Origin of the sequence: Pseudomonas izuensis (genome assembly GCF_002356535.2) — a bacterium.
Lineage (GTDB): Bacteria > Pseudomonadota > Gammaproteobacteria > Pseudomonadales > Pseudomonadaceae > Aquipseudomonas > Aquipseudomonas izuensis.
In genome coordinates, this window is the sequence record NZ_AP017423.2 from 4,559,965 (window position 1) to 4,570,965 (window position 11,001).

Consider the following 11,001-nt stretch of genomic DNA (forward strand, 5'->3'; position numbering starts at 1 on the left):
CTCAACCTGCCGCGTGATAGCGGGCCGCCCTCCAGAGGTTTTTCGATTCGGCTGTCAGATGGCGCAAGCCACTGCGGTCGAGCATGCGTTCCGATTCCTCTTGCACGGCGGCCAGCACAGCCGCCTCGTCGACAGCGCGTACGACATAGTCTTCCATCAGGATCCTGCCGTCGACGATGGTGGTACACACGTCCGCACCATTGGCGAAGCACGTGACACGGTGGACCGGCATGTTCATCGGCATCAGGTGCGGCTTGAACAGGTCGATCAAAATGATGTCGGCTTTCTTGCCGACTTCCAGCGAGCCGATCTCATGCTCCATCGACAGCGCCCTGGCCGCGTCGATCGTGACCATTTCCAGCACCTTGCCCTGGGGCAGGATGTCCGGGTCGCGAAAATGGCGGCGGTGGTAGTGCATGCACTGGAACATGTGGCGGAACATGTCGTAACCACGGTCCGGGGCGGCGCCGTCGGAACCGATGGCAACGGTGACATTGGCCTCGATCAGTTCCGGCACCGGGCAGCGCCCCAGGATCGACATGATGGCGCTCGGGTTGTGCACGATTTTCGTCTGTGTCTCGCGGCACAGGGCGATGTCTTCCTCGGTCAGGTCAATGCAGTGCGACATGAAGGAGGTCGGGCCGAGCAAACCCAGTTCGCGGTGGGCCAGCGCCAGCGTACCGGCGCGGTGGCCATCCTGGGTGAACGTCAGGCCATAACGGTGGGCCAGCGCCCGGTAATCCTGTGCCTGCTGGCGGAACAGAGGGGCCAGTTCCCGGTGATCGGGCTCGTATTGTGGCGCGTACACCGGCAACGTGATGGCTATGCGCACCCGGCCGTCCCCCATGCCGTCGCAGGTCCTGGCGACTTCTTCGCAGACTTCGAACATGGTCTGGAAGCTGACGTCACGCCGAGTGGGCGGTTCGGTCGACCAGTCCAGGTAGGTGCGCGGCGCCGGCGGCCGTGACGGCCCGACGGCGACTACCGAGCGGGTACCGATTTCGGCGATGGCCCGGGCGTGGCGTTGCGCGTAGACCGGATCGTCGACCCGCATGATCGAATCGCCGCCACCCAATAGCGAGACGCCGGTGGTGGTGCCGCATTTCAGCCGCTCCAGCGCCGATAACCTGGCGTCGACCTCCCAGAACTCCACGCCGGAGGCCGAGGTGTAGATGGTCTGGCACGCCTCCATCCAGGCATTGCCCTCTGCGCCGCCGATGGTTTTGAGCATGGCGTGGCCGGCATGGGCGTGGCTGTCGATCAAGCCCGGAAGCACCGCCTTGTTACGGGCATCGATGACTTTTTCAGCCGTAAAGCGAGCCCGCAGCTCATCCGTGCGCCCCACCGCGACGATGCGATTGCCGAGCACGGCCACTGCGCCGTCCTCGATGACGCGCCGTTGATCGTCCACTGTGATGACCACGCCGTGTTCGATCAGCAGGTCGACTTTATTGAGGGGGGCGTTGACGTCGTAGTGATGTGTCATACAAGGCATCCGGTGAAAGTGTTTGGGATCACAGACGGCTGTGCAGCAGGCTGCCATTTTTCGCCACGACGACGCCGCGGCTGATCACCGTGCGTGCCAGCGGACGAGACACAACGGCTTCACTCAGCGTCTCTGCCGGTAGCAACAACAGGTTGGCGGTTTGCCCGGTTGCCAGGCCGTGATCACTGCGCCCAAGTGCCCGCGCCCCATTGCCGGAAGCGGCGTCGAACGCTGCACAGATCTCCAGGTCCGTCCGCATGCCGCAACGCAAGGCGAGCAACATCGCGCGTTCGAGCATGTCGCCATTGCCCATGGGGGTCCAGGCATCGCGAATGCCATCCGAACCGAGGCACACGTTGACCCCGACCGAGCGCAGCTCGTTGAAGGGCGGGATGGCAATATCCGAAGGCGCCGTGGTCATGAGGGAAATCCGATTGGCCGCCAGGCGTTCAGCCAACGGCTGCACCTGGGCCCAGTCTTTCATGCCCAGGCAAAAGGCATGGCTGATCATGACTCGCCCCTGACGCTGATAGCGCTCGGTGAAGTCCACGATGCGCGCGATCTGCCAGAGCCCCAGCTCGCCACCGTCATGCAGGTGGATATCGATACCGCGATCAAACTGGCTCGCCAGTTCGAACAGGATCGTCAGGTGCGCGATGGGATCGTTGTCGATGCCGCAGGGGTCCAGCCCCCCGATGACCTCGACGCCCAGCGCCAGGGCTTCGCGCATCAACTCTTCAACGCCGGGGCGGTTGACCAGGCCCACCTGTGGGAAGGTGACGAACTCGATTTCCACCAGGTCGGCATAGCGTTCGCGCAGCGCCAACATGGCTTGCACATGCTCGATGCCCAACTCGGGATCGGCGTCGACATGACAGCGAAACAGCAGCGAGCCACGGGCGATGCATTGTTCCAACAAAGCACCTGCACGCTCGGCAATGGGTGATGTGAGCTCGCGCAGGATTTGCCGTTCGTTGGCTATGCGCGCTTTGAGGTTTGGGCCTGCGCTATGCGGGCGCCAAGGCTGGCCCCACAGCGTCTTGTCCAGGTGGATATGGCTTTCTACCAGTGACGGAACGAGTAATTGACCCTGCCCGTCAAAGTCAGCGCTGGCAACCGGATGGCCACTGGCTGGCCGACGATCGCCGATGCGACCCTCAATAATCTGTAGGTCTTCGATTTCGCCGCCATAGGGGCGGACGTTACGCAACCAGAACGTCATTTGAACCTCATCACTGATTGAGCGTGCCCCGCCGCCAGGTGGCCGACGGGGGCACTCTTTACGGGACCCAAAGGGCTATTTCAAGTTGCCGGCCAGGAACTGCTTGAGTCGCTCACTTTTGGTGTGCTTGAACAGTTGCTCCGGGTTGCCTTCTTCCTCGATTTTGCCCTGGTGCAGGAAGATCACGTGGTTGGACACCTCGCGGGCAAAGGCCATCTCGTGCGTCACCACCACCATGGTCCGCCCTTCTTCGGCCAGGGCCTGCATCACCTTGAGCACCTCGCCGACCAGCTCCGGGTCAAGCGCCGAGGTCGGCTCGTCGAACAGCATCACTTCCGGTTCCATCGCCAGGGCCCGGGCGATCGCCACACGCTGTTGCTGGCCGCCGGACAGGTGCGACGGGTACTTGGCCTCCATGCTGGCCGGCAGACCGACCTTGGCCAGGTACTTGCGCGCGCGGGCCACCGCTTCATCGCGACTGAGGCCAAGGGCGTGCATCGGCGCCTCGATCACGTTTTCCAGCACCGACATGTGCGCCCACAGGTTGAAGTGCTGGAACACCATCGACAGCTTGGTGCGCATGCCTTGCAACTGCTTCTGGCTGGCCACGCGCAGCCCGCCGTTCCTGTCCTTTTCGGTGCGGATTTCCTCGGCGTTCACCGTGATGCGCCCGGCGCACGGCTGTTCGAGGAAGTTGATGCAGCGCAAGAAGGTACTCTTGCCTGACCCCGAGGAGCCGATGATGCTGATCACATCGCCGGCCCTGGCCTTGATCGACACGCCCTTGAGCACTTCGTGGTTGCCATATTTCTTGTACAGATCGTCTACGGTCAGTTTGTACATGGTGTTGCCCTGCGTATGCGGCCTTCAGGCGGCCTGGGGTTTCAGGAAGGCCAGCCAGCGGGTTTCACCGCGACGAAATAGCCAGACAAGCGACAGCGCAATCACCGCGTACAACAGTGCGGCGATGAAGAAAGCCTCGAACGACGCATAGGTGGCCGAGTTGACGTCGCGGGCGACCTTCAGGATGTCGGGCACCGTGGCGGTAAACGCCACCGAGGTCGAATGCAGCATCATGATCACCTCATTGCTGTAGTACGGCAGTGCGCGACGCAACGCCGAGGGCAGGATGATGCGGCGGTACAGGGTGAACCGGGACATGCCGAAAGCCCTCGCCGCCTCGACCTCGCCGTAGGGCACCGACCTGATCGCGCCGGCGAAGACTTCCGTGGTGTAGGCGCAGGTGTTGAGCGCGAACGCCAGCACCGTGCAGTTGAAGCCTTCGCGAAAGAACATGTCGAGAAATGCGTGCTCGCGCACCACGCTCAGGCTGTAGACACCGGTGTAGATGATCAACAGTTGTATATAAAGCGGCGTGCCTCGAAACACATAGGTGTAAAACCAGACGGGAAGCCGGATAAAGCGGTTTTTCGACACGCGAGCCACGGCCAGCGGCACCGACAGCACGAAGCCGATGGCGATCGACAGCACCAGCAGCCACAAGGTGATTGCCAGGCCGGAAAAGTTGGCGCCGTCCGACCACAAATACGCTTGCCAATATTCCTGGATAATAGCGATCACAGTTCAGCCTCCCGGATGCCGACGGAGTAATGATGTTTAAGCCATGCCAGAACGCCGTTTGAAACCGTGGTAATGGCGAGATAGATCAGGGCACCGATCACGGTGAAGTAAAACAGCTGCATGGAGCTCTTTCCGGCATCCTGGGTGGCCCTGACGATATCGGACAGGCCGATGATGGATACCAGAGCCGTCGCCTTGATCATGACCTGCCAGTTGTTGGCGATACCGGGCAAGGCAAAACGCATCATTTGCGGGAATAAAATGCGGTAGAACCCCTGCCATGGGCTGAGGCCATAGGCCATGGCCGCCTCCAGCTGACCGCGCGGGACGGCCTGGAAAGCACCGCGGAAGGTCTCGGTAAAATAAGCGCCGTAGATGAACGCGAGCGTCGCGACACCCGCGAGGAAGGGATCGATATCGATTTGGTCCATTCCAAGCCCTTCGGTGACCTGGTTGAGCAGGATTTGAATGCTGTAGAACAGCAACAGCATGGTCACCAGGTCCGGAACACTGCGAATCATCGTGGTATAGAGGGTGGCGATATTGCGCAACCACCGATGACCCGACAACTTGGAACTGGCGCCTGCCAATCCAATCATTACCGAAGCCAGCAGCGATAATATGGCCAGTTTGAGTGTCATCCAGGTGCCACTTGCGATCAGCGGCCCATAGTCTGCCAAGGACATTACATTCTCCTTGAACCCGATAATTCAGCCGATGCCGACTATCTTGTTCAATCGTGCTTTTATTGTTTTTGAATGCCGCAAAAGTCTGGATTCGTCAGAGATTCAAGTCCGCGACTTGAAATCAATCAGTTGTAAACATCAAAGGAGAAATATTTATCGGAGATCTTCTGGTAAGTGCCGTCCTTGATAATCTCGGCAAGCGCCCCGTTGATCTGTTCGCGAAGTTCATTGTCTTCTTTGCGCAAACCGATCCCTGCTCCCACGCCGAGCGTTTTCGGGTCGCGCAACTCCGGGCCGGCAAAAGCAAAATCACGTCCGCTCTCGGTTTTCAAAAAGCCCAGATCGGCCTGGACCGAGGATTGCAGCGCCGCATCCAGGCGACCGGCTATCAGGTCCTGATAAACCAGGTCCTGGTTCTGGTAGGTCGTGACGGTGACGCCCTTCGGTGCCCAGTAAGCCCTGGCATAGGTTTCCTGGGTGGAACCCTGCTCGATACCGACACGCTTGCCTTGAAGGGATTCGGGGGTTGGCAGCAGAGTGGAGCCTTTTTTCGCAATGAGACGGGGCAGGACGTTACTGATCTTGTCGGAGAAGGCGATCTGCGCCTGACGCTTCTCGGTCACGCTCATGGAGGAAAGAATGCCATCGAACTTCTTGGCCTTCAGCGCCGGGATAATGCCGTCGAATGAATTCTCGACCCACACACATTTGACCTTCAGCTTTTCGCAGATCGCGTTGCCGAGATCGATATCGAAGCCCACGAGCTGGCCATCGGGCGCCTTCGACTCGAACGGGGCGTAAGTGGGGTCGACGCCGAAGCGAATGACTTGCAAGTCTTTCGCGTAGACGCCGCTGGCGGCCAGGGCCAGAACAACTGAAACTGCGAACTTCTTCATCTTATTCTCCGTAAGCACGTGGGTATTGCGGTTATATAAATGGCCAACCCTGTATGTAACACCGCTCCCTGTAGGAGCGAGCCCTGCTCGCGATGGTCGTTAACGATTACGCGTGTTTGCTGATTAAACGCGGTGCTCTCAAGTACATCGCGAGCAGGGCTCGCTCCTACAAGTATTCATCGCACCCCTTGCATGCTGCGTCGGTAGCTTGCCGGGGCGAACTTGACCGTCAGCACCGCCATCGCTGCGAGCACCCCGATGTGCAACCACCAACCGGTGATGAAACTCCCTCCGGCGTCGCGCAGCCAGCCGATCAACCAGGGCGCACTCGAGGCGAGCAGGAAACCGATGCCCTGGACGAAGGCCGCCAAGGTCCCGGCCGCTTGTGCGTTGGGCAAGTGGTCGAGGCTGACAATCAGGCTGAGGGAGAAAAACCCGCCAAGGCCGAAACCGGCCAGTGCGACCCACAACCACGGCGCTGCAGTGGGCGCCAGCGCGAAGCCGGTGAACCCGGCAACCTGCAGCGCGATCGTCAGCCATAAGGCACCGCGCAGATCAATGCTGCGACGGGCGAGCATCGGCATCGCGAACGCCGCCGTCGCCTGGAACATCGCCAACCACGCGAGCAAGTTGCCCGAGGTTTGCAGGCTCATGTTCTGCTGTTGGTAGAAGGACGGCAGCCATGCCACCAGGCTTGAGTAGCCGCTGTTGGTGAGCCCAAAGTAGGCGGCCAACTGCCACGCGCGCCGATTCTTGAAGAAGCTGCCGGTGAGGACCGGTGCAGGTCCGCCAGCGGCTACCGGCGCAGTACGTGGCGCGCACACCAGCCAAAGCAGGAACACGGCAAGTGCCGGCAACGCCCAGATGGAAAGCCCCAGCCTCCAGCCGCCATACGCGTTCAGCCAGGTACTGGCCAACGAGCCCAGCGCCCCGCCGCCAACCAATGCCGCCGAATAGAGCCCCATCACCATCGCTATCCGATCAGCAAACCAACGTTTGGCGACACCCGGTATCAGGGCCTGGATCATCGCCACGCCGATACCGGCGATACCGGCGCTGGCAATCAACTGCGCGCCGTCCCGGACCACAGCGCGTAACCCGCACCCGAGCATCAACAGCAACAACGCACCGGCCAGCGCCCGCCGCTCGCCGAAGCGACGTGCGACACCGATGCCCATGAAGGCAATCAGGCCCATCAGCACGAAGGGCAAAGTGGTCAGCATTGCCGCGGCGCGAAAGTCGAGGCCGATGTCGGCGCGCACCAGATCGAGTACCGGCCCTACCGACGTGAGAAACGGACGCAAATTCAGGCCCAGCAACACCAGCAGTACCAATGCCGCCAATGACACCTTGTCCGTGCGTGACACGCTTGCAGCGATGCAAGCCGCCGCTGCGGGTGCTGGCTCGGCAGCCTTTTGCTGCATCAGCGTCACGTCACTGGTCATGAGATTTTCCTTGGTCATTCGGGTCAACGGGCCGTTTCAGCGGCTGTTCTGCGAGAGTAAAAGCAGATGCTATTATTCGGAAATGAAATGTTCGAATGACTATTAGTGGGGAATGTAATGACGTCGGCACTGATCGATCCGTTACTGCTCAAGAGCTTCGTCGCGGTGGTGGAGAGCGGTAGCTTCACGCGCGCCGGTGAACGCGTGCACCTGAGCCAGTCGACCATCAGCCAGCAGTTGAAGCGGCTTGAGGAGCAACTCGGCTGCGAGCTGGTCAACCGCAGCGGGCGCTACGTCGTCACCACCGAGGACGGCGAGCGCTTGCTCGGCTATGCGCGCCGGGTCCTGGGGCTGATGGAAGAGGTGGTGGAGGAGTTACGCAAAGGCCACGCACAGGGCGAAGTGCACATCGGCGTGCCGGAAGACTTCGCCTCGGACTTGCTGACGCCGACGCTTGGCGCCTTCGCGCGCGCGCACCCGTCGATACGGCTTGAGATCAGCAGTGGGCTGAGCAATACGCTGTGGCAACAGTTTTGTGCAGGCGACTACGACCTGGTGCTGGTCAAGCAACGCCCGGGACAGGTGGTGGGGCATGCCGCCTGGCCCGAACCGCTTGCCTGGTTCGACAGCCTTAACGAGCCGACCTGTGAACGCGACCCGCTGCCTCTGGTGGTGTTTCCGGTCGGTGGCTTGTATCGCGATGAAATGATCCACGCGCTCGAGAGCGCCGGCCGACGCTGGCGCATCGGCTACAGCAGCGCGAGCCTGGCGAGCGTGCGCTCGGCAGTCGCCGATGGTCTCGGCGTCAGCGTGCTGCCCTCGCGCCTGGCATTGCCCGGCCACCGACGGTTGGGCGTGGCCGAATCCTTCCCTGAATTGACGCCGCTGGAAATCGCGCTCCACCTGCGCCCCGACGCACCCCGCCGCGTGATCGACCTGGCCGAACAGCTGACAAAACTATGCGCCCAGGTGACCGGTCACGTCGGCTGACGCCTACCCGCCCTGTGCTAACGTTCGCGTGTCATCACTTTTAAGTCATACGCCAATGTCCATTGCAGACAACCTCATCGCGTTTACCTTTGCAGCCGCCCTGCTGACGCTGACACCGGGCCTCGATACCGCGCTGGTTTTGAGAACCGCAACCGTGGAAGGCAAACAACAGGCGCTCCGCGCGGCATTGGGTATCAACGCCGGCTGCCTGTTGTGGGGCGCCGCAGTCGCCTTTGGCCTGGGCGCCCTGATTGCGGTATCGGAGCTTGCGTACAACGGCTTGAAATATTGCGGTGCCGCTTACCTGGCCTGGCTTGGGCTGAATATGCTTTTGCGCCCGCGAAGCTCGTTGTCGCCCGCCGAAGCGGACGCAAGACCGAATGCAAACTGGTTCCTGAAGGGCATGATGGGCAACGTCCTTAATCCCAAGGTCGGGATTTTCTACGTCTCCTTTCTTCCGCAGTTTGTTCCCCAAGGGCACAACCTGATCGCCTGGACCTTTGGTCTGGTCAGCATTCACGTGGTGCTCGGTTTGTTGTGGTCGTCGACGTTGATTGGCGCAACGCAACAGCTCGCCAACGTTCTGCGGCGCGAGAACGTCATCACGTGGATGGATCGCACAACAGGCCTGGTCTTTGTGCTGTTCGCCGCGCGGCTGGCCTTTAGCAAGCGTTGATCGGAAGTGGCGGCCACACAGCCCCCGACTTCGGAGTGAGTACCCCCAACATTGGGTACCGTCCCCCAGCCATATTCGCGCCTCGATCAGCACAAAGCTTCAGCCTCTGACCCTGCCAACGGGATCTTCAGGCTGCCGACACATTTTGTCACATTCCTTGCAATGCAATGACCCAGTGAGCTTCTCCCGTTCCTGAAAGGTGGAACGTCGAGGAGTTGCACCTATGACCATTGGCTTACAGCAGGAAGTACCCCTGCAACTCGATGGAAGTGCTGCAGTCATCCTCTGCAACCGTCTTGGGGAATCACTTATGAACCGCCCTGGATATATGAGTCGTCTTTTATGCTTTCTGGTCTGCCTGCTTACGGTAACGCTGGTGGCGGCCGATGAATCTCAGGGCAATGACGATCAGGCTAATGAGAAGTGGCTGGAGCCGGCGCGCTCCAAGCTCATGCACGTGACTGGCGCGATGCCGTTCTTTCCGCATCGGGCCAATACCACCGGCAACCTGGTTTTGAATGTAAAAGACTTCGACAATGCCCAGGTCTGTGGCGCTTGCCATACGGAGATCTACAAGCAGTGGCGCTCGTCGATGATGTCCCAAGCCTGGGATGAACCCATCTATCGGGCCTTGCTCAAGCGTGCAAGTGCGGCCACCGACGGGAAGGTCGATAACTTCTGCACCGGCTGCCATACCCCGATCGGTCTCACGACCGGGCAAATCACTTCGGATATCAACCGTTCCTCGGTTGAAGACAGCGCGAAAGATCATCCGATGCCCGGGGTCGATTGCGAGACCTGCCACAACATCAGCGCCCGCACGGGCCTCGATAACGGCGCTTATGTCATGAGCCCTCGAGCGCACGGTAAACCGACCAAGTTCGGCCCGCGCAAAGATGCCGTTTCGCCCTATCACGACACCGTGTATTCCGCCCTGCACACGCGCTCGGACTTTTGCGGCACCTGCCACAACGTCACGCACCCGTTCAGCAGCGTGGCGGTCGAGCGAACCTATGACGAATGGCAGGAGAGTTCCTACAGCCTTAACGATGTCACCTGCCAGAGCTGCCATATGCCGGGCTTTGCGGGTAAGGCCGCGATCATGGGGCCAGACCGCGAGAAGGTCGCCTCGCATTGGTTCAGCGGCGCCAACGCCATGATGCTCCAGCATCTGGGCCAGGACGCGGGCGCGCAACGCGGGCGCGACATGCTCTCGAGCGCGGGGGAAATAAAATTCCAGCCACTGCCGGCCGCCATCATTCCCGGGCAATACACCTCGGTATCCGTGAAAGTTGCCAACGTCGGCGCCGGGCACAAGCTGCCGACCGGCTTCCCGGAGGGACGGGAAATGTGGATCGATTTCCGGGTGCTGGATGCCAGTGGTCGCGAGCTCTATCGGCTCGGCACGATCAAGGACGGAAAGACCGAGGACAACACACGTAATTTCAAAGTGCACATCGGCGACAAGGACGGCAATCCGTTGGACGTCGAGGTCTGGAATGCCACGCAAATTCTCTCGGACAACCGCATTCTGCCCAAGGGCTACGCTATCGAGGACTTCAACTTCCTGGTGCCGGCCGATGCCGTCGGGCCCCTCACCTTGTCTGCCGAACTGAACTACTGGCCGTTTTCACAGAAGCTGGCCGACTACCTGCTGGGCAAGGATAAGTTGCACGTGGAAATCACCCAGATGGCCAAAGTCACACAGAGCATCCCCCTGTCGACAAACCTGGCGGCTGTCGGGGCAGACACTGCACACAATTAGCGGCGCGGGTGGCCTGCTAACGTTTTCAACCTGCTTCTGTAGGAGCTGGCTTGCCAGCGAAAGCGGACTGCCAGTCAACACGAATGTTGACCGTGCCGCCGTCTTCGCTGGCAAGCCAGCTCCTACAGGTGTTGTGTCAAACCCACGCCTTTCAATCATCCCCGGCCTTTTGTAGGAGCTGGCTTGCCAGCGAAAGCGGTCTGCCAGCCAACACTGATGTTGACCGTGCCGCCGTCTTCGCTGGCAAGCCAGCT

10 protein-coding genes are annotated in these 11,001 nt (G+C 60.7%); 3 read left to right on the top strand and 7 right to left on the bottom strand.

Features of this window, described 5'->3' with window-relative positions:
- Position 1: 1 nt before the first annotated feature.
- The 7 genes from LAB08_RS20115 to LAB08_RS20145 form a co-directional block, all read right to left on the bottom strand.
- Positions 2-1,486 (bottom strand): amidohydrolase family protein, encoded by a 1,485-nt coding sequence (locus LAB08_RS20115; protein WP_096510050.1) that lies wholly within the window; start codon positions 1,484-1,486, stop codon positions 2-4.
- Positions 1,487-1,514: 28 nt separating this feature from the next.
- Positions 1,515-2,708: an amidohydrolase family protein gene (locus LAB08_RS20120; protein ID WP_096510049.1), complete on the bottom strand. Its 1,194-nt coding sequence runs from the start codon at positions 2,706-2,708 to the stop codon at positions 1,515-1,517.
- A gap of 75 nt (positions 2,709-2,783) precedes the next feature.
- Positions 2,784-3,551 carry an ABC transporter ATP-binding protein gene (locus tag LAB08_RS20125; RefSeq protein ID WP_096510048.1) on the bottom strand — a complete coding sequence of 256 codons (768 nt, stop codon included), beginning with the start codon at positions 3,549-3,551 and terminating at the stop codon, positions 2,784-2,786.
- Between the two features lie 24 nt (positions 3,552-3,575).
- On the bottom strand, positions 3,576-4,289 hold the full coding sequence (locus LAB08_RS20130; protein ID WP_096510047.1) for an ABC transporter permease: 714 nt from the start codon (positions 4,287-4,289) through the stop codon (positions 3,576-3,578).
- Positions 4,286-4,975, bottom strand: a complete 690-nt coding sequence (locus tag LAB08_RS20135) for an ABC transporter permease (RefSeq protein WP_096510046.1) — start codon at positions 4,973-4,975, stop codon at positions 4,286-4,288. Before LAB08_RS20135 ends, LAB08_RS20130 begins: the two co-directional genes overlap by 4 nt.
- 125 nt (positions 4,976-5,100) lie before the next feature.
- Positions 5,101-5,871: an ABC transporter substrate-binding protein gene (locus tag LAB08_RS20140; protein ID WP_096510045.1), complete on the bottom strand. Its 771-nt coding sequence runs from the start codon at positions 5,869-5,871 to the stop codon at positions 5,101-5,103.
- 176 nt (positions 5,872-6,047) lie between these two features.
- On the bottom strand, positions 6,048-7,316 hold the full coding sequence (locus LAB08_RS20145; protein ID WP_254007480.1) for a cyanate transporter: 1,269 nt from the start codon (positions 7,314-7,316) through the stop codon (positions 6,048-6,050).
- 105 nt (positions 7,317-7,421) lie between these two features.
- Between LAB08_RS20145 and LAB08_RS20150 the strand changes: the two genes are divergently transcribed.
- From LAB08_RS20150 to LAB08_RS20160, 3 genes are all read left to right on the top strand, one after another.
- The gene (locus tag LAB08_RS20150; protein WP_254007481.1) at positions 7,422-8,306 is read left to right on the top strand and encodes a LysR family transcriptional regulator; all 885 of its coding nucleotides are present in this window, start codon (positions 7,422-7,424) and stop codon (positions 8,304-8,306) included.
- 55 nt (positions 8,307-8,361) lie between these two features.
- Positions 8,362-8,982, top strand: a complete 621-nt coding sequence (locus tag LAB08_RS20155; protein WP_096510043.1) for a LysE family translocator — start codon at positions 8,362-8,364, stop codon at positions 8,980-8,982.
- A 310-nt stretch (positions 8,983-9,292) separates the two neighbouring features.
- Positions 9,293-10,747 carry a cytochrome c family protein gene (locus LAB08_RS20160; RefSeq protein WP_254007549.1) on the top strand — a complete coding sequence of 485 codons (1,455 nt, stop codon included), beginning with the start codon at positions 9,293-9,295 and terminating at the stop codon, positions 10,745-10,747.
- Positions 10,748-11,001: the final 254 nt, after the last annotated feature.

Coding starts and splice junctions, on each gene's coding strand:
- LAB08_RS20155 (WP_096510043.1), top strand. CDS start 8,362: ATGTCCATTGCAGACAACCTCATCGCGTTTACCTTTGCAGCCGCCCTG.
- LAB08_RS20120 (WP_096510049.1), bottom strand. CDS start 2,708: ATGACGTTCTGGTTGCGTAACGTCCGCCCCTATGGCGGCGAAATCGAA.
- LAB08_RS20125 (WP_096510048.1), bottom strand. CDS start 3,551: ATGTACAAACTGACCGTAGACGATCTGTACAAGAAATATGGCAACCAC.
- LAB08_RS20145 (WP_254007480.1), bottom strand. CDS start 7,316: ATGACCAGTGACGTGACGCTGATGCAGCAAAAGGCTGCCGAGCCAGCA.
- LAB08_RS20115 (WP_096510050.1), bottom strand. CDS start 1,486: ATGACACATCACTACGACGTCAACGCCCCCCTCAATAAAGTCGACCTG.
- LAB08_RS20160 (WP_254007549.1), top strand. CDS start 9,293: ATGAACCGCCCTGGATATATGAGTCGTCTTTTATGCTTTCTGGTCTGC.
- LAB08_RS20140 (WP_096510045.1), bottom strand. CDS start 5,871: ATGAAGAAGTTCGCAGTTTCAGTTGTTCTGGCCCTGGCCGCCAGCGGC.
- LAB08_RS20135 (WP_096510046.1), bottom strand. CDS start 4,975: ATGTCCTTGGCAGACTATGGGCCGCTGATCGCAAGTGGCACCTGGATG.